Below are 22,026 nucleotides of genomic sequence, written 5' to 3'. Positions count from 1 at the left end.
GTCCTGAGCCAGGATCAAACTCTCCATAAAAGAAATTTGATTAGCTCAAATTGTTTTGCTGGCATCAATTTTGATGTCCAAAATTTTGTTTCGTTTACTAACATACGTTAGCTAATAAAAACTATATTGATTACGTTTTGCTTGTTCAGTTTTCAAGGTTCATGTTGTTTGTCGTTTTTCAGCGACTTCTTTATCTTAACATCTTATCCAACTTGCGTCAACAACTTTTTTAAAGTTTTTTTCACTCGTTTTCAAGTGTTCTTGTTATGTCTTAGCGACAATTAATATAATACAATATTAATATATTAAACGTCAACACTTTTTTTAAAAAAATATCGAGGTATTTTCTATACCTCGATTACTAGCATACTATATGACTTATTCAAATTCTATAGACTCTTTATTCACCTTATAATGCCGGTGGAATATCATTTCACTTTTTGCAACGACAGGTTCAATTTGTATGTAGCCTTTATCCACTAAATACTCTACAAATACTTCTAAGTCTACAGAATAATTAACAAGCTCATGATGATCATGTAATTCTTGAATAGTCCATGTCGCTTTTGTTTGCATTACTTCTAATATATGTTGAGCTCCATCCTGTGTTCGTGAATGAATTAAAAACTCACTTGCTAAAAAAAGAAGCTCTAATCGCTTTTCAATTGGCTCACTACTCATTACAAGTTCTTCATATAACTTATAAATTGCAGGCTCTATCTTTTTCACTTGCGCCCATACTGTTACTTCTGGATACAGCCCACTATCTATAATGGACAATCGCCCTAAATGATGCAATGAATCAACAACATGATTGTAGGCATCCAGGTAGCTTCCCTTATCAAAATATTCTTTTCCTTCTAAATAACGTCGAATTAACTTTGAAAATTGAATACCCGTTTTAATTTTCCGACCGCTAAACGGGAACTCTTGTAGTTCGATTTTTAATTTATGAAGGAATTCATTGCGATCAAACAACACTCTGCCAAAGAAAATCCAATCAACTACTTTTTTGTTAGAGCCGACTAGTAACCACTTGCGTAACAATTTCTCTGTAACAGTATGTAAGGCTACCTTATTCCCCTCATATAAATAATGCTTTGAATAAACAGGTTGATCCGCTTCCTTCACAATAATTAGTAATATCGTATCGAATGTGTCAGTAACGTTACTTTGTTCTTCACGCTTCTCCATTAAAATGACACCTAATGTATTAGACTGACTCGCACGTTCTTGGTATATCGGGCGCAAAACTTGCTCCATGTTCAGTCCTCCTCTATTTGTTATATGATTTCGTTAAAATTTCGACATACTCTGAAAGTATTCCTTCTTTGCCTTTTAGTCAAAACTAAAATACTTTGTTCTTATATGTTATAGTAGATTTTAGATTGGGAGGCAAGATATTGTATGAAACCTTATAAAAGTAAAATTAATAAAATCCGTTCATTTGCATTAGCACTTATTTTTATCGGCTTTGTTGTTATGTATGGGGGAATATTTTTCAAAAACAATCCTATCCTTGTCTTAATCTTCATGACGCTTGGTTTACTATGTATTATCGGTAGTACAGTTGTCTATGCTTGGATCGGACTTCTCTCAACAAGAGCAGTTCAAGTAGAGTGCCCGAATTGCCATAAGCATACGAAGGTATTAGGTCGTGTCGATATGTGCATGTACTGTAACGAACCATTAACACTAGATCCTTCACTCGAAGGAAAAGAGTTCGATCAATCTTATAATAACAAAGCAAAAAATTCCTAGCCCTCATATAAGAGCTAGGAATTTTCTTATTATTGCCACCACTACTATTAAAGAAATAACCGATATTAGATGCTCACTATATATTTAGAAATTTGTTTTTCTTTTAGACCAGCTATTCCAGTTTTCAAAATTTTTTGTTGGTTCTGTCTGTCATCGAATGATTGCATCATTTGCTCTACTAATTTGTGCGTAACCATATCGTTTACCTCACCCGAAGAATGTTCTTGTTCTTCTTGTTTTGAAATTTTCACTTCTCTTACAATTACTTTTTCGCCATTTTCTTTCGTTACTATATGGCGTATATAACCATTCTCTTTTTTTATTTCATATGTTGCTTTTCTTTTTTTGTTTGCTAAAAACAAATTATCCGATAAACGTTCTTCTTTTTTTAATGTAATAAAGTAATTACTACTCCCTAATTGTACATTCATTGTATCCCTCCTATTAACTGTTCAATTGTCAGAGATACTCATTTGCCATGCTCCAATCTCCAACGCTTTATTCTTAACGTACATTATTTATATCGAGAATGTTCAGCCTATTTAAAGTGCATCTCTTCCGTTCCATAATAAAAAGCAAGTGAGCTCATTGCCCACTTGCTTTTCTATGTTTATACTTTTGTAAAAATCCAAGAAAACTACTTATTGTACTTTTGCTGCTACATCTTTACAAGATGGACACGTGCCGTAAATTTCTAGACGGTGTGTGTGCACATCAAAGTCTGTTACTTGTGAAGCGAAGTGTTCGATTTCATCTAAACCTGGATAATGGAAATCGACAATTTTACCGCAGCATTCACAAATCATATGATAGTGATCATTTGTAACAAAATCAAAACGGCTAGAGGCATCTCCATAAGTCAGCTCTTTCACTAATCCTACTTCACGGAATACACGTAAATTATTGTAGACAGTTGCCACACTCATATTCGGAAATTTTCCTTCAAGCGCTTTATAAATTTCATCCGCAGTCGGATGTGTCATCGATTGAATTAAATATTCTAAAATAGCATGACGCTGAGGAGTAATGCGTACACCAGTTGTTTTTAACGTGTCAAGTGCATCTTGTAAATGCGGTATAGACATCGTCATGCACCCCTTTTCATAAGTATTATTAATTTATAATTGTTACAATTAGTGTATCGAATTAAGCTAACATCTGTCAACTTCCGTCCTATGCATCAGCTAAATTAAATTACTTTTTAATATCCTCTCGGCAGATCCACTACATTTTCTAGAGCTGTCTCTCCATTTAACCATTTCATCAAACTAGGCTTAAAAATATCTAAGCTGCGTTCCACATAGCGAGAAGAATGACTTGAAACATGTGGTGACACTATGACATTCGGACAAGACCATAATGGACTATTTGCACTAAGTGGTTCTTCTTCAAACACATCTAATACTGCGTAGCCAATTTCAGCTGTTTCCATAGCATGAATAAGTACCTTTTCATCCACTAAATTCCCACGTCCAAAATTCATGAAAATGGCATCATTTTTCATTGCGCTAAAATGCTCTTTCTTCAATAAATGCGTAGTTTCTGCTGTTTTTGGCAATACAGAAATGACGATATCAGCCTTTGGCAAAGCTTCTGTTAGCTTCGCGAAACTAACCATTTCATCCATATAAGGTGCTGCTTTACCTGAACGGTTACAGCCAATTGTAGTTACACCAAATGCTTGTAATAAGCGACCTACTTCCGAGCCAATCGCGCCAGGTCCTAATATTAGAGCTGTATTATCACGTAATTCAGTTTGTTTCCCTTTCTTCGACCATTCTCTTTTCTTTTGATGCTCGTATAACCACGGCAAAGCGCGTTTAATGGCTAAAATATGAGCAAGCATCGACTCAGCCATAGGTGATTTATGAATTCCACGCACATTTGATACTAAAATACCTCGATCAATAATTGCTTGAGCTGGCATTTTTTCTACACCTGCCGAAGCTACGAAAATCCATTTTAGTTTCGTCGCGTATTGCATATTATCATCATTTAAATCTTCGCCGTATGTAACTAGTACATCTGCTTTTTGAAGCTCATCCGTAGATAAACCATTTTTAAAAACAAAATCACATTGTGAAAATTCCTCTACTAACGGGTCACGTAAATCGGGTCTTGGCTCAAACGTAAAATAAATTCTCATTTATGTTCCTCCTGATTTGCTAAATATGTGTATACTTCTTCGATATGATTTTTCACGCGCACTTTGCGCCATGCCTTTATAAGATTACCCTCTGTATCAATTAAAAAGGTAGAACGTTCAATCCCCATATATTCACGTCCATACATTTTCTTTAACACCCATACACCATAAGCCTCCGCTACTGTATGATTCTCGTCCACTAATAGAGAAAAAGGTAGGCCATGCTTATCAATAAATTTTGTATGCTTTTGGACATTATCAGGGCTCACACCTAATATAACAGCGTTTAACTGACTGAAGTCTTCATACTTATCACGGAAATCACACGCCTCTGTTGTACAACCTGGTGTCATATCTTTCGGATAAAAGTACAAAATTACATTTTTGCCCCTGAAATCTGCTAATTGTACGTACTCCCCTTTGTCATTAACAAGTGAAAAATCGGGTACTTTCTGTCCTTCTACTAATGTCATAACAATCTCCTCCTTTTGCATTTCTTATTTTACTCTAAGTAACAAATCAAGTCATATCCCTTATTTTCTTTGGATTTCTTACACCGATAGGTCTACAATAGATTAAGTATAATTACTTAGGAGGCATATTTATGAATCACTCAAAATCCGAAGCAGTACACGCAGAAGCGCTTTTACATATCGTTGGTGGTGTGAATAGCCCTTCTCGTTCATATAAAGCAGTCGGTGGGGGCTCTCCCGTTGCAATGGCTCGAGGAAAAGGAGCTTATTTTTGGGATGTTGACGGCAACCGTTACATCGATTATTTAGCTGCATATGGCCCACTTGTTACAGGTCATGGCCATCCACATATCGCTAAGGCGATTTCAAATGCCGCTGAAAACGGTACTTTATTTGGAACTCCAACTGAATACGAGGTAACTTTTGCAAAAATGCTTAAAGAAGCCATTCCTTCAATGGATAAAGTGCGCTTTAACAACTCTGGTACAGAAGCAGTAATGACAACTATCCGTGTTGCTCGTGCCTATACTGGCCGTACAAAAATTATGAAGTTTGCTGGCTGCTACCACGGTCATTTTGACTTAGTATTAGTAGCTGCTGGCTCTGGACCAGCTACATTAGGCACACCAGACTCAGCGGGTGTAACGACTGCTACAGCAGAAGAAGTAATTACAGTACCATTTAACAATCCACAAGCATTTACTGAAGCGATGGATACATGGGGCGATCAGATCGCTGCTATTTTAATTGAGCCAATTGTAGGTAACTTCGGTATTGTTGAACCGAACCCTGGCTTTTTAGAATTAGTGCATGCTACAGCGAAAGAAAAAGGTGCGCTTACGATTTATGATGAAGTTATTACAGCATTCCGCTTCCATTACGGTGGCGCACAAACACTACTTGGTTTAACGCCTGACCTTACAGCACTAGGGAAAGTCATTGGTGGTGGATTACCTATCGGTGCTTACGGTGGGCGTAAAGAAATTATGGATACTGTTGCTCCACTTGGACCAGCGTACCAAGCAGGTACAATGGCAGGAAACCCTGCATCGATGCAAGCTGGTATAGCTTGCTTAGAAGTATTAGCTACTCCAGGAATTTACGATGAAATGGATCGACTTGGTGCGATTTTAGAAGAAGGTATTTTAGCGGCTGCAAAAAAACATGGTGTAACAATTACTTTAAATCGTCTAAAAGGTGCGCTTACAATTTACTTTACAGATGTGAAGGTAGAAAACTATGAGCAGGCAGAGAACACTGACGGAGAAATTTTCGGTCGCTTCTTTAAACTAATGCTTCAACGAGGCATTAACCTCGCTCCATCAAAATATGAAGCATGGTTTTTAACAACTGAGCATACAGAGGCAGATATTCGTGAAACAATCGAAGCTGTCGACTATGCATTTTCTCAACTTTAATAGGCCGAAAAAAAGTCGACTTCCAATAGGTTTTAAAAATCAAGAAAATAAACAAAAGGCTTTATAATAAAAAGCATTTAATGTCACCAATTAAATAGCTAAAATTTAGAAAGGATAGATGAACAGGGTTGTTACCTGCTAACATCTATCCTTTTTGTAAAACATATGACCTCATTACTAACAATAATTTGATTTACTGCTACACTATTATTTTCTTTTTTTTAATTAAAAAACATTTGAGCATTATAAAATTATCAATTTCAAGTATTATATGTCATGTATTTTAAGAAATCTATTTTTCTAAAATCTTTATTATTATTTTTATCTGCTCTATAACTATCCTTAGAGGAAGCCTCGTAAACATTTAAATATTGCTCAGGATTTAGTAAGTAATATTGAACGTTTTCCTTTTGATGCATTTCTAAATCTTCTAATTTCACTCCTGCAAAATTTGGTAAAGTGTCAAGAATACCAAATTCAACTGATAGTCCCTCTTTAGAAAATTCATGTTCATGCAAATCAATTAAGCTATATTGCATTGATTCCATGATATTCACAATATCAATCCATTTATATATGGATATTTCAGGTGGAACTTCCCATCCTCTTTTATCACCAGGAACATGAATATCTAAGTCTTGAGCTTCCCAATTTTCCCCTGTAATAATTTCTAAGCCAACTGAACCCATTAACAATGGAATAATTTCAATATCATTTAGTTTTTTAGCTATTTTAATAAACTCATCAAACTTTTGATTATCCATTTGCCCCTCCATTTTTTATCTCTAAACTTTTACCTATACCCATCCAACATCTTCAAACAGAATTTCAACATCGGTTCCTTCTCTTATAACTAAGTCATTGAAATATTAGTACATATTTACTCTCATCTTTTATTATATTTATATATACTATTTATTAGGCATTATTTCCTTCTTATAATTTAAGTCATCTTTTAGTTGTTCTGTTTTGTTTTTCGAGACAATAGCATATAAATTCAATAAATCTGATTCAGTATTCTCCAACCTTTCTTGTCACTCCTTCTGTATAAGTCAGGAAACTTTCCAGTTCAATTCCAATGCTTAATCGTTTAATCATGTTTGCTTAAAAGTTCTGCTACATCGTTAACAGTGTATTTTTTTTACACTTACCCACCTTCAAAGAATAATACCCTAAGAATATACGTTCCTGTTTATAGTACATAAAATAATGGTAGTAGATACAACGAATACCGAAATACTGTTGCAGTAATAAAAAAGGTCATTTATAAGGTCTACAAAATAAAAAAGTACATCACAATATATAAGTGATGTCCGAATCATCTTTATTTTTACAAAGTAGGATTCGCCTTTTTATATTACGATATACAAATCTATGTATTTTCTAAGAACTTCCTTCTATAATGTAAAGAAGCATTAATTACGACTCGGCGTAATTGCCTCCAGATTTTTTAAGTCTGCTTGAAAAGCTCTTATTAAAGTCTGAGAGATCCGCTGGGGCCTTTAACTTGATTCAGCCCCACTTATAGAAGTGGAGCACTTCTGCTGAAGCAAGTTAAAAATATTAGACAGAAAGGACATCGATTTTATTATGAAATTAGGTGCCCGTGTATTTAAAACTGGCGTAGCTATTGTCTTTGCTCTATTTATTGCTGAGCTCCTGCAATTACCATCCCCAGTTTTTGCTGGAATTGCAGCAATCTTTGCGATTCAGCCATCCATTTATCGCTCTTATCAAACGATAGTTGAACAAGTACAAGCAAATATTATAGGAGCCTCCATTGCCGTAATCTTCGGCTTACTTTTCGGTCACCACGTCGTGGCTGTTGGTATTGCAGTAATTATTGCTATAGGATTGATGTTAAAATTTAAGCTTGAAAAGTCACTGTCTCTTGCGCTTGTTTCCGTTGTAGCCATTATGGAAATACAGGGCGATGACTTTCTTACGTTTAGTTTAATTCGCTTTCTTACAATTTTAGTTGGGGTTTTAGCAGCATTTGTTGTAAATCTTGTGTTTTTACCACCAAAATACGAAGTAAAGCTTTTCCGTAAAATTTACTTTTTACAGGATGATATTATTCGCTGGACGAGACTAGCTGTTCGTCAAGCTTCTGAGCATACTTCTACTAAAACGGCTTTAAACAAATTTAGAGAACGTATGCTTAGAGTCGACACACTCTATGAGTTTTTCAAGGAAGAACGAAATTACTTTAAAAATAAAAAATACGTCAAAGCACGGAAATTAGTTGTGTACCGTCAAATGATTACTACGTCAAAAAAGAGTCTAGAATTGTTACAACGTCTGCATAATCATGAAAACGAATTAGCACATCTACCGACACAATTCCATTTAATGATTCAAGAGCGTCTAGACTTCCTGCTGACCTACCATGAGCAGCTTTTACTGAAATATACGGGGAAATTAAAGCCTGAGCATTCCGAATGGAGCAACCATATCGACTACATTCAACGCAATCAGTTAATGGAGATTTTTATCCATCAAGTGACCTTTGCGCACGAAGAGGGCGATACAGAATTTTCAAGCTATCACCTTCTGTATATTTTATCGCGTATTTTAGATTACGAAGAAAATTTAGAGCACTTAGATACATTAATTGTGTCCTATCAAAACTATCACGGTGAAGAAATCAACTTGGAGATTGAGGAAGAGTTTATTTAATTGGCCAATTAACAAAGCTATTTGGGCAATCCCTACCACTACTTTTCGTGTTTGGGGCTTGCCTTGTAAACTTCTATGTACATGTTGATGTCCTGTACGGACTGCTCGCTTTCCGCGGGCGTTACTTATGCCTCCTCATCCGCTTCGCTTCGAAAGCCGTTTTCTCCTAAGCTAAGGGAAAACGGCTGCTTTTTATTTTGTTTGTCTTATTCTAAAAGTCGATTCAATTTCGTATAGAATTGATTATTTAACTAAAGTTGCAAATAGGTATTGATGTGATCTCCAACTTTTCCCCTGCTCCACTCGGAACGTGACAGTTTCCGGTCATTCCGCATTCCATCTAACGATTTGTACTATAGACTATAAGTTTCTCGTTACCCTTAGATAAGATAGAGTCTTAACTCTTCCTACTAAGAGCTCACACTGTGGAAATCCCCACGTTCCTATTCGATCGGTACGATGCACACTTGGAAAATAATCATTCCATTTCGCTAGACTCGGGGCTGTTCCTCCACTCCCATTACAGAGAGCTTCCTCAGTCATCCCCTCCCCTCATCCTGATTAAATGCTCTATTCAACTCATTTTTCTGCATGGATTCATTACAACCTTTTGAATGAGACTTAACTGGGCTATTGTATATGTCGACACCAATCCCTGTTTGGATGTAAAAAAGACCATCTAAACGATGGTCTTGCAGACTGTAGACAAATTCATAAATTAACGGATGAACCTTTCTTTGAACACTTACTTTACTTCTTTCATAAATAGTCTAACGTTTTCAGCGATTTCTTTAAATTTGGTATGGTGTAAATAATGTGATCCATCCATGGTTACTAGTTTTCCATGTACAGAGTCTTTGATCTGCTCTTCATGCAGAGGTAACCATCCTGCTACATCTTCATTATTCGCTTGTACAAAGAGAAGAAGTGGAAGATATTTAGGGAAGGTTAAACCTTGAGCCCCTTTAAAATTAGACGAAAAATGGTCCATCTCATTCAAGGTTGTGTCATTATACATGTTTTTATTTGAAATCATTTTCATTTGCTCTACGGTTTTTTCATCAAATGCCAGTCCAGCATAGGGGTCAGCACTGATTTTCATAGCCAATCTTAAGAGACCTGATTTTTTGAGATATGCAAACGTTTTTAATGGGAAATTCATATCCATACCCGGTTGTGTTGCAACACTGCTATCGATTCCGACAAATGCAGTCACCTCGTTTGGATATTTGTTCACATAATCAATTCCATAAATGCCTGTAATGGAGTGGCCCATGAGCATGTATCTGTTAATATTAAGCTGCTGTAGAGCTTCATGAACTTCACTTACAATGTTCTCCGTGGTCCGCTCTTTTATAGTTTCATCACTTAATCCATAACCGAAAGGCTCTACCGCAACAACTTTGTAAAATGGAGATAATTCATCGATAAGAAGCTTAAAATCAAGCCCTGGAGTAGCTGTTCCATAACCAGGCAGGAGCACGATTGTTTCCTTGCCCTCGCCTTGAATTAACACATTCATGTTTTTCCCGTCTACAGATACATGCTGCCCGTATGGCACTATTCGTTTTTGTTCCGAATGACTACTCATCACATTTACGATATAAACAATACCTAAAAAGAGTACAATGGCTAGAACGATTGCTCCTATGATTTTAAGTAAGATGTTTCGCGCTTTCTTTATTTTCATTCCACTCAGCGTTTTCTTTTCCTCTTGTTGTATCACTGTCATCTTCTCCTGTCCTGATCTGGTTGATTGTCTTCCTTCATGTGCCTGTAATGAAACCTTAACAAATGAAGATGTACTCCTTATGACGACAATATGAACTGAATATGAACTGTCAAAAAAAATGCTACGGCTCTATATGCAAATAAGCTTGCATATGAGTCGTAGCATAGAGAATGAATCTAACTAATCTATTGGTGTAGTGATTGGCAAGGTGACAATGAAGGTCGTTCCTTGACCAAGTTCACTTTTCACTCGGATATCACCTTGATGAAGCGACACAATCTGTTTAACGATAGCGAGTCCCATACCACTTCCATCATACTTACGACTGTGGGAACGATCGGCCTTAAAAAAACGCTCGAATATACGCTTCTGGTCGTCAAGGTGAATACCAATACCAGTGTCGGATATTAGGATTGTCACGTTTTTGATATCTTGTTTAATGCTTACGTTAATTACGCCGGCATCCTCGGAAAATTTGATGCTATTTCTAAGGATATTCGTCCATACCTGATTTAACAGGTCATGGTCAGCCGTTACTTTAACTGTCTGTAAATCAAGCTCGAAATGTATATCGCGAGCAGACCATTGTGGCTGGAGCGCCACGATTATACGTCGGATTTGTTCATCGAGGCTGAACGTGACGAGCTGCAGTTGCTTTGACTGCGATTCAAGCAAACTCAACTTTAGCAGGCTATCGCTCATTTTGGACATCCTTTTCGCTTCAGCGATGATAATATCAAGATAACGGCTTCGTTCGTATTCTGAAAGGTCAACTTGCTTAAGCACTAGAGCATAACCTGATATCGAAGTGAGCGGAGACTGAACCTCGTGCGACACGTTCGTTACGAATTCCCTGCGCATCTGCTCAAGTTGCTGCAGATCGTGCATCATTTCTTCGAAGCTGCGAGCCAAAGTACCCAGCTCACTCGTTTGCTTAATATTCAACTTGACGTTGAAATCTCCAGATGCTATCCGCTTGGTCGCTTTTGTCAGCTTTTTGATTGGTTTTACCAGGTATACAGAGGCAACTAGAATCAATAAGCTTCCTGCAATCAACGAACATGTTGCAAAGACCAATGCCCACTTTGTGACATAAGTGGCCGAAGGAGGGGCGAGCGCTTCCAGAAATATCGCTTTCGTTCCCATTTCCGTTTTCAACGGCAACCCTAAGAGGACCGTGGCAATGCCATTAGGAGTGTCTTGAACAACACCTCCATCTAATGCTTTCTTTAGTTGCTCCCTCGTCACATGCGCAGGTTTGTGTCCGTGAAGTTTACCGTAAGACTTGAACTGACCCGTTGTTTCGTAAATTCGAATATAATAAGAATCGAGTTGCTTCATTTCACTTACGAACATGTCCGCTTCATGTAACGGAAGGGTGTTGTAAATCTGGACGATGTCTTGACCAAAGTTACGTAAGTTGGTTTGAGCATTTTCGTTCAATTTATCTTCGAATATCCAAGTTGACACAAAAAAAGAAATGATCGTGCCCCCGATGATGGAGACTAAAAATGTCAGGATAACACGTATATATAAGGATCTGATCATTCATAAACCTCAAGCCGATACCCAAGCCCGCGCACCGTTTCGATCCGAAAATCGGGTGTAGTCGCGAACCGTTCACGCAGCCGTTTAATATGTACGTCTACCGTTCGATCATCTCCAGCGTAATTGATACCCCAAATCTGATCGATCAACTGCACGCGCGTATAGACTTGTCCTGGTGTTCCAGCGAGCTTATACAGCAATTCAAACTCCTTTAGTGGCAACGTAAGCGTCTCCGTCCCTTTCGTCACCTTATAGGTCTGTCGATTAAGAATGACGTTCCCGAAATGGATCGTCTGCGTGGAGCCAATCTTGTATCGTTTGAGTAGTGCCCTAACACGAACCGTCAACTCTAACGGATCGAATGGTTTCGTTAAATAATCGTCCGTCCCAAGTTCGAAACCTTTCACTTTCTCCCATGTTTCTCCTCTCGCAGTCAGCATAAGTAAAGGTAGATCAGGATTAGCTCTTCGGAGCTCCTTGCTTAACGTCCAACCATCCATAATCGGCATCATAATGTCAAGTATGACAAGATCGACATTCTTTGAGTTGTAGACGGCCAGTGCTTCCTTGCCGTCCGCTGCTTCAGCTGTTGCGAATCCGTCGTTGCGTAGAAATAAACAGACGAGTTCGCGAATGTTCGCATCGTCGTCAGCAACTAGTATAGTAGGCATCGGTTCCCTCTTTTCCCTGTTTTCCACCGCATTATTTCAAGTAATCATTATACTATAAGCTAACATGTATGATGATTAACCAAAGTAATACAGTTTCTTGATTTATCGACCTGTAGATTTCATGTGTTTCTTTCCAACTAATTTGCCACTCAATTGACAAGGCTTCGCAAAGAAACAGGCGTGTGAAACCTGCAAATGAAGGCCAATAGACAAAACAAACGTTTGAAGCTGACACCTTAAGATGGTGTCAGCTTTTTAAGGCTTCACTATTTAATGCCATTAGTTGTTGCTCTATTTGTTGACGCTTAGTTGCTTGTTCAGCTCGTATTTGACGATAGCTTGCAATACCAGTAACGATTGTCTCCCACATTTCTTCGAGCGTCATTGTCGTCTCACTTTGTTGCGCATATTCTACACTTTGCAAAACAGCACGACTGTTTTCTTCACCAAATTGCTTCATGCGCTTTTCAAAAGCAGCTGCGGATTCTTGATGTAGCTGTTGCCGCTTTTCATTCATCGCATTCATAATACCCAATTTAAAAACGGGAATTGTCGTGACAAATGCTCCGTTTATTTGCTCCATTAACTCACTATTGCCATTGCGTAGCATATCCATTTGTGTTGCCCCTAAGATTGCTACCATACGCGATTTTTCAAGCTCATCAATTTTTTGTGCAAGTGTTTCAGCAATTGCTTGTAAAGTTGTAAGCTCCATTTTAGCTATTTGATTACCTGCTTCACTTTGCTTTTCATACATTGGGATTAACGTTGTCTTTATCTCATCTAGTTTCATTTCAGCAGCAACGATATATTTTTCAAGCTCCATATAATAAGACAAATTTTCGTTATATAAACGAGCTAGCATACGATTATCATTCGCCAATGCTTCTTCCATTAGGACAAATTGATAATGGACTTTTTCAATATCTCTACCAAGAATATTATATTTAGCATACAAATCTTCCTTATTTTTTGGAGCACGTTTAAACAATCTCCCAAAAATGCCTTGTTGCTCAATGACTTCTTTTTTATCAAACTTAGACATTAGGGCTTCAAGCTGTTTTAATAATTCGTTAGATTCATTTACTTTTGAATGGGCTATCGTTTTTAAAATTTGGTCTGAGAAACGGGAAAGCTTAACTGCCGGCTCCTTACCGAGCTCCGTTAATTCAAGTCTGTTTTTTATATTGATATGATTTGCAATATGCTGTACTTCTGGACTTTGACATAGCTGTTGTTTTGTTTGGTCAGCTGTTTCAGCTGTCAATCGTTCAAGGACAATCGCTCTATTTGACATCGTGTTCCTCCTTTCCAAGCCGTCAGAAGAAACGGTTAAATAATTTTTTGATCATTTTATCAGGCTTTGCCTTTTGTTGCTTCGGCTCTTCAAATTGTAAGTCAAACACCATATGCTCTAGACGATGTCCATCAAACGTATCCTCTAGCAAATGTTTTTCTATATCAAGCTTTCCTGTTGGATTGTAAAAAATAATATCCACGCCAAAACGATTTAAAAATGCTAAAAGAGCAATATCTTCTCGTGATAATGACGGCTGCTGCGGAGCTTGATAAAGCACCACTTTGGGAACTTCCTGAGCATAATCAAAGCTTTGTAATAGACGCAATATGTCTTTTGGAATCATCGTCATTTGTTTAAATATAAATAATTGCAAATCGTACTGTGACTCATTTGGCTGCAGTTTAAGCATAGGCTGTTCACAGGACGTTTTAATAGTATGAGCAATTGCTGATTGTAGCTCCAACGTCAAATCATCATATTGCCACCAATCACTTTGCATAATCCGCTCCGTAGATAGTTCACCATTCACTAAACAATGCTTATAGTGAAAATGAAAATTAGCTCTACTCGTTTTAGCATATGGAAATGCCTGCACAAATACAGCTTGTGGGCTAGCAAGCAATTGATGCATATACCCCCAATATTCTTCACGGCTACTAGATACACCACTAATTTTCGCGAAGATTACAGGAATGATTACTTCATCCCTAAGCACCTCAAATTTCGGACGAACCATCGCCTTTTCATTGGCATAAATAAAAATATCATCATATGTCATACGTAGTGTTAATGAACGCGGCAAATGATCTTTAAATTGCCATGGTCGATAAACACCAGAATGCTGGTCATGCATTAAGTGTTCAAAATGTTGGCTAGAGCTATAGCCAACTGTAGCTTGACGATCACGTAATTTATCAGGGAATGGTTGTAACGCTGTTTGACTTACATAGGAGTGCGTAACAGAAAATGCATCTGTTGGATCTACAGTAGCAAATTCATCAATCGCCGAGGGATGGAAGATTAAAACATCGCAACCAAGCTCCATTAATAATAGAAGAAAATAGCGCTGACTAATTGTTGTTTCACCATACCAAACGACCTTCGGGAAATCATCTGTCGGTTTCATTGCTTTTGTCCACTGAATCCAATGGTTTTTGAGCCACTTCACCATATCAATTAAAAAGCGTCGAAAGTCATTCGCTAGTAATCCAAGTGATTGCTGATCTCTGAAGCGCTCCACTACTCGCATCGTCACTAGCTGTAAATGACGATTCATCGAAGGATCATCATGCTTAGGAATTAGTTGATGACCATACATCATGGCAATCAGTCGATTAATCGACAAGCCTTTAGGGGATTGCTGATGTTGCTCTAAAATCGTTTGCAATGCCTGAAAATCCTTTTGCTCAATATGTTTGTTTAATTCTTCGCTTAAAATATGGACATTTGGATTTTGTGACATTGTATATAAGGAATTAAAATAATCGTCTTCTTCTATCGGGACACCTAATATACGTACAGCAATACGACTAAAACGTACGTGTTGTGCTGTTACCTCGTAAACTGTTCGCGCGTTAGCTGTATCTTGGAAGGCTTGTAGCCAATCATAAGAATCTCTTTCTAATACCGATTCAATTGTGACTGTTTGCATACAAGCATCACCTCCTTACATCATACTTCCACAATCGGTTGCTTGGCAGCCAATTGTAAAACATCTTCCAATAAATATTTTGTAAATGCTTCACCGCTATGAGCCGAATAAATTGTGTTCTTTAGTATTTGAGGTTGTTTGTCTTTTAAGTCACCGTGGTATGGCGTATAACCTCTATCAGCCAAAGCGAGCATTCCATAATCCATTATGGAATCACCCGCTGCCAAGTGCATATTATATGTACAATGCTCCTTCAAATACGAAATTGCGGCTTCTTTCGTAAGCGCCTTTGGCATAATGTACAATTTTCGTCCTTGCAGCAGTACATGCCAACCATGTACTGCAAAGTCTTGAATTATTGCCTGCACTTCGTCCTGCTGTAAAATATTACAATCCACATAATGAACATAAAATAGCTCATCAACATAGAACGATTGTTGAAGCCAATCATCTGATTTTATGCTATTAAATTGGCGTAGCAAATCTGCTTGAGGAATTGAGGAATCTTCAATTCTTTTGCGTAAAATTTTGGACCATTCCATATTAGGGCGTCCTTGTTCTATTATTGTACCCCCATTACTCGTAATTGCAAAAGTAGGACGCAGCTCTTTTATTACATGTATTCGTTCATACTGATGTATTGCACGTGTTGTAACAGGAACGAATAATGTTTGTTGGTGGACTTGTTGCAATAATGACATCGTTACTTCAGTCATCATACTAAGTGCTTCCCCATCTTTTCGTTCAGCTGTAATTGGAGCTGTATTTGGTGGATACTTATCCATCATGCGCTGGGAGTAAATAAGCGTACGATCTAAATCAGATGTAAATAGTAGCATGTCTTCTCTCCTCTACACTTCTTTTATTAAGCCACAGCATGCATAGGACATTTGTGGATATTCTTCAATTTCCACATTTTTTTCCTTAGCTAATAGTAAAATGTGCGCTAATTCATGCACATATTTAGGGTTAATTAAAATTTTCCAAGGGACTCTGCGAAGTAATACCCGTGTTGTTTCCCCAACTCCTGGCTTCACAAAGTTACTATTTGTTATGCCATAATGTTGTTGAATAGCAACAACGGTTTCCAACCCTTGCCACGTAATTGTAGATGGTATTCGTTCACGAAGCTGTTGCTCCACATCGTTCTCTACTTGTAAAAAATACGCGCTAATACGGTCAATATATACATTGGATACATCAGCCACTTGTAGTTCTTTATAAAATTTTGCCCCGTGAAAATCATTTACATCCATGAACTGTGCGTTCCATACTGTTCGACTAACTAAGCCCGAAACAGTTGAATTTAAACATGCGGATGGTATTAAAAAATCATTACGTGTACCATAAATTGCTGCACAATGTCCCGGATCAGCAAGCACTGCTAATGTCGCATCCAACTGTTTATTGTTTTGCTCATTAAAGCTTTCACACGCCTGTTGTAATTCTCTCGTAATCGCGCCTTTCCCTGTCCAACCATCAATAAATTGAATTTGTGCAAGTGGGTGCTGAGTAAATATGTATTTGATAGCGTAGTCATCAATACCCCGACCTCGGAGAATCGAAATAGTATAGTGAGGAACGTCCACGTTATAATGCATTTTTATATAACGCTTAATTAAAATACCAATAGGCGTTCCGGCTCTCGCTAAACTAACAAGCACTAAATGTTCTAAACTACAGCGCTCTACAATTTGTTGAGCCACCAATCCAACAGCAACCGCAATACGTTGAGCATAATCATCTAATGTTCGATAAAACAGGTTCATATATGCTTCAGAAGGAAGATACTCTACTGGCAACATTTCTGAATAGTGGGTACCCGATTGAATAAGTCGTTCACGCTGTTCATTATCTATTTCTAAGTTAACGTTACTAATATCTCGTAGTAAAAAGACAACATCTTCAGGTGAATAGCTTCCCATTTTATCTGGTTGCTTCATTTCATGCATTATTCAGTCCCCCATTCGTGCATACAAATCACATAAATATTTGCGTTACTTACAGATTTCAATGCATGTACTGCCCTTGCCACTACCTCTTCATTGGCTATACGTTCTACGACTAAAAAAAGTTCCGAATATGAATGGCTATGTAAGTTGTATAAGTAATTTTCAACACCATTATTTTCTGGACTTTCGAAAGCAATTTTTTCTGTTATTGTATAGGATGGATTATTTTCACAATAAATTGGGCTACGTGTCGTTGATTGGAAATAAACATCCTCTCCTAAACAAGTCGCTATTTGCATTGGCACATACATAAACTCCCCTGTACCGATGACAAGTGCTGGTCCGTCTGTACGAAGCCCTCGTAACTGGTCCGCGATAGTTTGATACAGCTTCTTTTGTGCAGCATGTTGCTCAGTCGTTAACATTAATCGACCTGTCGCTAACATATAAGGTGCTCTATTTTTCACACCATTTTCAGCGATAGAATAGTAATGTTTCTGTTCAACTACCTCGTTCACCGATAGCAACTTCATGTCTGTTGTTGCTTGCGATGTTATTTGCACCTGATGATTTGTTAAAAGTGGTGTGCCATCACAAATAAATTGCCCACTCATAATCGATACAAAATCAATCGTTACTCCCCACTTAGCTTCTAGCTCCGCAAACATCGCTTGTTGCTGGGGCGAACGCCAATCTAAAATCGATAAAACCGAATAACGCTGAACAGTAGGGAACTTTTGGCGCAGTGTTTCAATAATGTTTACCACTGTATTTCCTGTTGTAATTTCATCGTCAATGAGCACAATCTGTTTTGCCTGTAGTAGTTTTTCAGGTTGCTCGCAGTACACGCGATGACTCGTCGCGTGCGAATGTTCTTCTTCGAAAGTGACAAACGGTTCGAGCTCTGGTAGTAGTTCTCGCGTCGTATGGACATACGTTGCATTGGACTTAAAAGCATTGAAAACAGCATGACCAAGAGCTGTTGCTGTTTCAGCAAAGCCGATAAATAAAACTTCCTCCGCTAGTTCCAGTCTTTGCTCCTCTACTTGCTGTAAAATCCCTTGCATATTTTGCTGATTTTTTATCGCCTGTACAACTGGCTGTAATAACAAAGACTCATGACCAACCAGTTTTTCATGATACATCATTGCTAATAGTGCGCCTGTCAGAATCGGCACCTGTGGACGAACTGCTAAATGCTTACCAAGGACGGTACTCACAAATAAAAATTGTCTCTTTTTATTAATACGTGTCGCCATTTTGAATAAATCCGTCATCGCAAAATCATAAGGATTTTGGGTAAGCTCAATCTCAATTTTATAATCTTGAATAATGTTCAACTTGTTGTTGAGCTTCGTCATCCGTACTTCCTCCTACACTTGCATTCAATAAAAGAGAGGCAAAATCTGCAGATTCATTGTATACACCATATATATGTGCTTGGCGTAAAACTTTCTGTGCCCATCTCATATGTGGCTTCATTTCATTCATTTTATTGGCATAATGGCTTTTTAAAACACCCTTATGCCCTTCATTATCAATAATACTAGTGGCATCTACATATTCCTCATAAGAAACAACATAAAGTGCATGTACAATTCGAATATGACTTGGATGTATAATTGTTTTACCTAAAATGCCATTTTGTCTGTCTAAAATTACTTCCTTCATCAAGCCATCCAAATAATCATCGAGTAGTGCCTTCCGTGCATATAAAGCTCCCTTTTCACTGAATGGTGTGGCTCTTAGCGTTGGTTTTAATAACCGTTCATTGCTGAAATACTCCCATACTGGTCCCGAAATAACAAAGTCATCTTCTTCACGACCTAGTACATTGACGATATCTGCAATACAATCTCGAATAACAGCAATATCATAAATTGTTGAGTCTACTCGGCGACGAATTCCATAAATTCCGCAAAAATCAGTAGCACCGATACGTACGTTAAGTACACGTTTTCTATATTGACGCAGCACGTCACGTATCGCAAATAAAGCTTCCATTCGAGACTCCTTATATAAAATGTCTCGGCTTTCTAAAATAGGCATCCCATATAGTGTTAGTTGATGCTGTTCAATCGTTTGCTCGAGTATTTCAAAATAGGTAGCTCCTTGTATCACTGTGAACTTAGGAAATACATAGCCCGTAAGCACTTCCTGTCGCTTTCCTAATACAGAAGTCAAAACTCTAAATTGCTCAACACTCCGCACACGAATAAATAGAAGTGGCAAATCTTCAAGCAAAATTTCGTTATGGACATAAAGTGTGTAGAGTGCACTTATATCCTCTATTATTTTTTCTTCACAGCTCGTTAACTCTGCATCTCCAACTGCATCCTCTAAATCTATAACAAACGACTTTAAATCTTGATATTTTTGTGCTTGTACCATGTCAATAATGTTAGGCATAGATGCAGGCATATATAGCGTAGCACCTAATGCATACGATAAAATATCTGGTGAATCTAGTTTAGTAAATGTGCGTGGTTGTTGATAAAAAATCGTCTCCGCTTCAGTTGCAAAATATTGCATCCTATTCTCTCCCTCATCAAAGAATGATCTTTGTAAAAAAGACACTGCATCAACCTGTTTATACAGACTAATACAGTGCCTTCCGTTAAGTTCATCATGATTTAAATTAATGCCTATTAGTGGCCATTGCAGATATACATCGTACTTTAATTACTCTAGACCATAGGCATTGATTAATGAAGCGAGCCCACCTTGATAGCCAGAGCCAACAGCGGCAAATTTCCATTCGCCATTATGACGGTACAGCTCACAAAATACGACCGCGGTTTCAATACTGAAATCTTCTGCTAAATCATAGCGAAGAACTTCTGAACCAGATTCTTCGTTCGATAAACGAACATATGCATTTAGTACTTGTCCGAAATTTTGACGGCGACCTTCAGCATCGTAAATTGTCACTGTTACAACAATCTTTTCAATTTGAGGGGATACTTGCTTTAAGTTCACAAGAATTTTTTCATCGTCTCCATCACCTAAACCAGTACGGTTATCACCCATATGCTGGACCGATTTATCGGGACTTGTTAGATTATTATAGAAAATAAAGTCTTGTTCATTACGGCATTTCCCCGATGCATCCAATAAAAACACTGATGCATCTAAGTCAAAGTCACTTCCTCCATCGAATTGTTTAACATCCCAGCCTAAACCAATCCCTACATTATTTAAGCCTGGATCCTGTTTCATTAAATCAATGCGTTGTCCTTTACTTAACTGAATACCCATTAGAAAAAAACTCCCTTTCTCGTGTAAAGTTAAACCGTTAGTTTACGCTTAAGCCATAATCATTACAAAGTGCAGCTAAACCGCCTTGGTATCCAGCACCAATCGCGTTAAATTTCCATTCACCATTGTGACGGTATAATTCACCTACAACAACAGCTGTTTCAATACTAAAGTCTTCACCTAAGTCATAGCGAACGATTTCTTCATTCGTAGCGGCATTTACAATGCGGATAAATGCGTTAGACACCATACCAAAGTTTTGGCTACGTGCTTCTGCCTCATGGATTGTAACAGTGAAAGCTAAGCGTTGCACATGTGCAGGTACTTCTTTTAACGAAACTTTAACGATTTCGTCATCCCCTTCGCCAACTCCTGTTAAGTTATCGCCAGAGTGTTCAACAGAACCATTACCACCAATAGTATTGTTGTAGAAGATGAAATCATTTTGATCTGCTACTTTACCTGTATCAGCAAGTAAAAAAATCGACGAATCTAAATCAAAATCATGTCCACCATCGTATTTATTTGTGTCCCATCCTAAACCTACAATCACATTTGATAAGCCTGGGTTTGTTTTTGTTAAATCTACTTTTTGCCCTTTTTGTAATGAAATACCCATTTTTATTCCTCCTCAAATTTATATTTATTGATATCTTCGAACTACATCACCAAGTTTTACATCATTTGTACCGTTACCAACAGCAGCAAATTTCCATTCGTTACCGTGACGATAAATTTCACCACACACTAGCGTCGTTAAATTCGAATAATTATCAGTTAAATTATAACGAATTAGTTCATTACCTGTCTTGTCATCGTACACGCGAATATACGCATTTTGAATCATACCGAAATGTTGATTACGTCCAGCTGCATCATAAATGTTAACGACGAATACTAATTTATTGTATTGAGCAGGTACTGCCCCTAGCTCAACTGTAATTACTTCATCGTCACCATCACCAGCACCAGTTAAATTATCACCAGAATGTATAACAGATCCACATTTACTCGATAATTTTCCGAAGTAAACTACGTCATCTCCTGCAACTATACGATCATCCTGTAACATTAAAACTGAGGAATCACAGTCAACATCTCTGCCTGCTGTTCTACCACTCGAAAATAAGCCTCCTAAAAAGCCACCGCTTTTTGTTTGACTTACAGGGTCCCACCCTAAGCCTACTTTAATTTTATTTAAACCAGCATTGCCTTTTGTTAAATCTACACGCTGTCCTTTTTGTAAATTAATCCCCATTTTTAATGCCCTCCTTATTTGAATGCGCCTCTGCTAAAAAGTTGCTAACAGTATAAGCATCGATAAACTTCTTCTTAATAATAGGTTTTGTACGCGTCTTCAAAACCTTCATTGAGCAGTAGCTGCGTCAATAAAGTATGTATGTCAGCATAAATTAAGTCTAAAATAATATTACATAA

At 37.7% G+C, this 22,026-nt stretch carries 21 protein-coding genes; 3 read left to right on the top strand and 18 right to left on the bottom strand.

Features of this window, described 5'->3' with window-relative positions; all coding sequences use genetic code 11:
- Positions 1 to 378: 378 nt before the first annotated feature.
- The gene (locus ACIP9C_RS20355) at positions 379 to 1,263 is read right to left on the bottom strand and encodes a nucleotidyltransferase-like protein (protein WP_401013802.1); all 885 of its coding nucleotides are present in this window, start codon (positions 1,261 to 1,263) and stop codon (positions 379 to 381) included.
- A gap of 144 nt (positions 1,264 to 1,407) precedes the next feature.
- On the opposite strand from ACIP9C_RS20355, the gene ACIP9C_RS20350 reads away from it, so the two are divergent.
- Complete coding sequence (locus tag ACIP9C_RS20350; protein ID WP_401013800.1) at positions 1,408 to 1,761, top strand: YgzB family protein; 354 nt, start codon at positions 1,408 to 1,410, stop codon at positions 1,759 to 1,761.
- A 65-nt stretch (positions 1,762 to 1,826) separates the two neighbouring features.
- On the opposite strand, the gene ACIP9C_RS20345 is transcribed toward ACIP9C_RS20350, so the two are convergent.
- The 4 genes from ACIP9C_RS20345 to bcp form a co-directional block, all read right to left on the bottom strand.
- Positions 1,827 to 2,192 carry a hypothetical protein gene (locus ACIP9C_RS20345; RefSeq protein ID WP_401013798.1) on the bottom strand — a complete coding sequence of 122 codons (366 nt, stop codon included), beginning with the start codon at positions 2,190 to 2,192 and terminating at the stop codon, positions 1,827 to 1,829.
- Positions 2,193 to 2,402: 210 nt separating this feature from the next.
- Positions 2,403 to 2,846, bottom strand: a complete 444-nt coding sequence (gene perR / locus ACIP9C_RS20340) for a peroxide-responsive transcriptional repressor PerR (RefSeq protein WP_401013795.1) — start codon at positions 2,844 to 2,846, stop codon at positions 2,403 to 2,405.
- A 116-nt stretch (positions 2,847 to 2,962) separates the two neighbouring features.
- A complete protein-coding gene (locus ACIP9C_RS20335) occupies positions 2,963 to 3,907 on the bottom strand; it encodes a D-2-hydroxyacid dehydrogenase (RefSeq protein WP_401013792.1) in 945 nt (314 codons plus the stop codon).
- Positions 3,904 to 4,380, bottom strand: coding sequence for a thioredoxin-dependent thiol peroxidase (gene bcp, locus ACIP9C_RS20330; RefSeq protein ID WP_401013789.1), 477 nt, complete (start codon positions 4,378 to 4,380; stop codon positions 3,904 to 3,906). The genes ACIP9C_RS20335 and bcp overlap by 4 nt, the downstream gene beginning before the upstream one ends.
- Before the next feature lie 131 nt (positions 4,381 to 4,511).
- On the opposite strand from bcp, the gene ACIP9C_RS20325 reads away from it, so the two are divergent.
- Positions 4,512 to 5,798 carry a glutamate-1-semialdehyde 2,1-aminomutase gene (locus ACIP9C_RS20325; RefSeq protein ID WP_401013786.1) on the top strand — a complete coding sequence of 429 codons (1,287 nt, stop codon included), beginning with the start codon at positions 4,512 to 4,514 and terminating at the stop codon, positions 5,796 to 5,798.
- A 260-nt stretch (positions 5,799 to 6,058) separates the two neighbouring features.
- Here ACIP9C_RS20325 and ACIP9C_RS20320 read toward each other — a convergent pair whose 3' ends face one another.
- A complete protein-coding gene (locus tag ACIP9C_RS20320) occupies positions 6,059 to 6,562 on the bottom strand; it encodes a phosphoribosylanthranilate isomerase (RefSeq protein WP_401013783.1) in 504 nt (167 codons plus the stop codon).
- An 826-nt stretch (positions 6,563 to 7,388) separates the two neighbouring features.
- Between ACIP9C_RS20320 and ACIP9C_RS20315 the strand changes: the two genes are divergently transcribed.
- A complete protein-coding gene (locus ACIP9C_RS20315) occupies positions 7,389 to 8,477 on the top strand; it encodes an FUSC family protein (RefSeq protein ID WP_401013780.1) in 1,089 nt (362 codons plus the stop codon).
- Between the two features lie 745 nt (positions 8,478 to 9,222).
- Here ACIP9C_RS20315 and ACIP9C_RS20310 read toward each other — a convergent pair.
- The 12 genes from ACIP9C_RS20310 to ACIP9C_RS20255 form a co-directional block, all read right to left on the bottom strand.
- Positions 9,223 to 10,203 (bottom strand): alpha/beta hydrolase, encoded by a 981-nt coding sequence (locus ACIP9C_RS20310; protein ID WP_401013777.1) that lies wholly within the window; start codon positions 10,201 to 10,203, stop codon positions 9,223 to 9,225.
- A 186-nt stretch (positions 10,204 to 10,389) separates the two neighbouring features.
- A complete protein-coding gene (locus ACIP9C_RS20305) occupies positions 10,390 to 11,757 on the bottom strand; it encodes a sensor histidine kinase (protein ID WP_401013775.1) in 1,368 nt (455 codons plus the stop codon).
- On the bottom strand, positions 11,754 to 12,428 hold the full coding sequence (locus ACIP9C_RS20300; protein WP_401013772.1) for a response regulator transcription factor: 675 nt from the start codon (positions 12,426 to 12,428) through the stop codon (positions 11,754 to 11,756). The genes ACIP9C_RS20305 and ACIP9C_RS20300 overlap by 4 nt, the downstream gene beginning before the upstream one ends.
- Positions 12,429 to 12,675: 247 nt before the next feature.
- Positions 12,676 to 13,725, bottom strand: coding sequence for a toxic anion resistance protein (locus ACIP9C_RS20295; RefSeq protein ID WP_401013770.1), 1,050 nt, complete (start codon positions 13,723 to 13,725; stop codon positions 12,676 to 12,678).
- 22 nt (positions 13,726 to 13,747) lie between these two features.
- Positions 13,748 to 15,379, bottom strand: a complete 1,632-nt coding sequence (locus ACIP9C_RS20290; RefSeq protein WP_401013767.1) for a YceG family protein — start codon at positions 15,377 to 15,379, stop codon at positions 13,748 to 13,750.
- A 20-nt stretch (positions 15,380 to 15,399) separates the two neighbouring features.
- Positions 15,400 to 16,218 (bottom strand): HAD family hydrolase, encoded by an 819-nt coding sequence (locus ACIP9C_RS20285; protein ID WP_401013764.1) that lies wholly within the window; start codon positions 16,216 to 16,218, stop codon positions 15,400 to 15,402.
- A gap of 12 nt (positions 16,219 to 16,230) precedes the next feature.
- Positions 16,231 to 17,331 carry a cysteine protease StiP family protein gene (locus ACIP9C_RS20280; RefSeq protein WP_401013761.1) on the bottom strand — a complete coding sequence of 367 codons (1,101 nt, stop codon included), beginning with the start codon at positions 17,329 to 17,331 and terminating at the stop codon, positions 16,231 to 16,233.
- Entirely contained in the window at positions 17,331 to 18,692 is a 1,362-nt protein-coding gene (locus ACIP9C_RS20275; protein WP_401013758.1) for a phosphoribosyltransferase family protein, read from the bottom strand. The genes ACIP9C_RS20280 and ACIP9C_RS20275 overlap by 1 nt, the downstream gene beginning before the upstream one ends.
- The gene (locus ACIP9C_RS20270; protein WP_401013755.1) at positions 18,649 to 19,863 is read right to left on the bottom strand and encodes an HpcH/HpaI aldolase/citrate lyase family protein; all 1,215 of its coding nucleotides are present in this window, start codon (positions 19,861 to 19,863) and stop codon (positions 18,649 to 18,651) included. The genes ACIP9C_RS20275 and ACIP9C_RS20270 overlap by 44 nt, the downstream gene beginning before the upstream one ends.
- Positions 19,864 to 20,013: 150 nt before the next feature.
- The gene (locus ACIP9C_RS20265) at positions 20,014 to 20,589 is read right to left on the bottom strand and encodes a TerD family protein (protein ID WP_340822364.1); all 576 of its coding nucleotides are present in this window, start codon (positions 20,587 to 20,589) and stop codon (positions 20,014 to 20,016) included.
- Positions 20,590 to 20,626: 37 nt separating this feature from the next.
- On the bottom strand, positions 20,627 to 21,208 hold the full coding sequence (locus ACIP9C_RS20260; RefSeq protein WP_401013752.1) for a TerD family protein: 582 nt from the start codon (positions 21,206 to 21,208) through the stop codon (positions 20,627 to 20,629).
- 24 nt (positions 21,209 to 21,232) lie between these two features.
- Entirely contained in the window at positions 21,233 to 21,847 is a 615-nt protein-coding gene (locus tag ACIP9C_RS20255) for a TerD family protein (RefSeq protein WP_401013749.1), read from the bottom strand.
- Between the last annotated feature and the right edge of the window lie 179 nt (positions 21,848 to 22,026).

This window comes from Lysinibacillus sp. NPDC093210, from assembly GCF_044753985.1.
In the GTDB taxonomy this organism is placed as follows: Bacteria; Bacillota; Bacilli; order Bacillales_A; family Planococcaceae; genus Lysinibacillus.
The sequence above is the reverse complement of the archived record's forward strand: the minus strand, read 5'-3'. Positions and strand labels throughout refer to the sequence as shown.

What these genes read in the sequence shown, in the direction of transcription:
- ACIP9C_RS20355 (WP_401013802.1), bottom strand. Translation starts at nt 1,263, where the DNA reads ATGGAGCAAGTTTTGCGCCCGATATACCAAGAACGTGCGAGTCAGTCT.
- ACIP9C_RS20350 (WP_401013800.1), top strand. Translation starts at nt 1,408, where the DNA reads ATGAAACCTTATAAAAGTAAAATTAATAAAATCCGTTCATTTGCATTA.
- ACIP9C_RS20345 (WP_401013798.1), bottom strand. Translation starts at nt 2,192, where the DNA reads ATGAATGTACAATTAGGGAGTAGTAATTACTTTATTACATTAAAAAAA.
- perR (WP_401013795.1), bottom strand. Translation starts at nt 2,846, where the DNA reads ATGTCTATACCGCATTTACAAGATGCACTTGACACGTTAAAAACAACT.
- ACIP9C_RS20335 (WP_401013792.1), bottom strand. Translation starts at nt 3,907, where the DNA reads ATGAGAATTTATTTTACGTTTGAGCCAAGACCCGATTTACGTGACCCG.
- bcp (WP_401013789.1), bottom strand. Translation starts at nt 4,380, where the DNA reads ATGACATTAGTAGAAGGACAGAAAGTACCCGATTTTTCACTTGTTAAT.
- ACIP9C_RS20325 (WP_401013786.1), top strand. Translation starts at nt 4,512, where the DNA reads ATGAATCACTCAAAATCCGAAGCAGTACACGCAGAAGCGCTTTTACAT.
- ACIP9C_RS20320 (WP_401013783.1), bottom strand. Translation starts at nt 6,562, where the DNA reads ATGGATAATCAAAAGTTTGATGAGTTTATTAAAATAGCTAAAAAACTA.
- ACIP9C_RS20315 (WP_401013780.1), top strand. Translation starts at nt 7,389, where the DNA reads ATGAAATTAGGTGCCCGTGTATTTAAAACTGGCGTAGCTATTGTCTTT.
- ACIP9C_RS20305 (WP_401013775.1), bottom strand. Translation starts at nt 11,757, where the DNA reads ATGATCAGATCCTTATATATACGTGTTATCCTGACATTTTTAGTCTCC.
- ACIP9C_RS20300 (WP_401013772.1), bottom strand. Translation starts at nt 12,428, where the DNA reads ATGCCTACTATACTAGTTGCTGACGACGATGCGAACATTCGCGAACTC.
- ACIP9C_RS20295 (WP_401013770.1), bottom strand. Translation starts at nt 13,725, where the DNA reads ATGTCAAATAGAGCGATTGTCCTTGAACGATTGACAGCTGAAACAGCT.
- ACIP9C_RS20290 (WP_401013767.1), bottom strand. Translation starts at nt 15,379, where the DNA reads ATGCAAACAGTCACAATTGAATCGGTATTAGAAAGAGATTCTTATGAT.
- ACIP9C_RS20285 (WP_401013764.1), bottom strand. Translation starts at nt 16,218, where the DNA reads ATGCTACTATTTACATCTGATTTAGATCGTACGCTTATTTACTCCCAG.
- ACIP9C_RS20280 (WP_401013761.1), bottom strand. Translation starts at nt 17,331, where the DNA reads ATGCATGAAATGAAGCAACCAGATAAAATGGGAAGCTATTCACCTGAA.
- ACIP9C_RS20275 (WP_401013758.1), bottom strand. Translation starts at nt 18,692, where the DNA reads ATGACGAAGCTCAACAACAAGTTGAACATTATTCAAGATTATAAAATT.
- ACIP9C_RS20270 (WP_401013755.1), bottom strand. Translation starts at nt 19,863, where the DNA reads ATGCAATATTTTGCAACTGAAGCGGAGACGATTTTTTATCAACAACCA.
- ACIP9C_RS20265 (WP_340822364.1), bottom strand. Translation starts at nt 20,589, where the DNA reads ATGGGTATTCAGTTAAGTAAAGGACAACGCATTGATTTAATGAAACAG.
- ACIP9C_RS20260 (WP_401013752.1), bottom strand. Translation starts at nt 21,208, where the DNA reads ATGGGTATTTCATTACAAAAAGGGCAAAAAGTAGATTTAACAAAAACA.
- ACIP9C_RS20255 (WP_401013749.1), bottom strand. Translation starts at nt 21,847, where the DNA reads ATGGGGATTAATTTACAAAAAGGACAGCGTGTAGATTTAACAAAAGGC.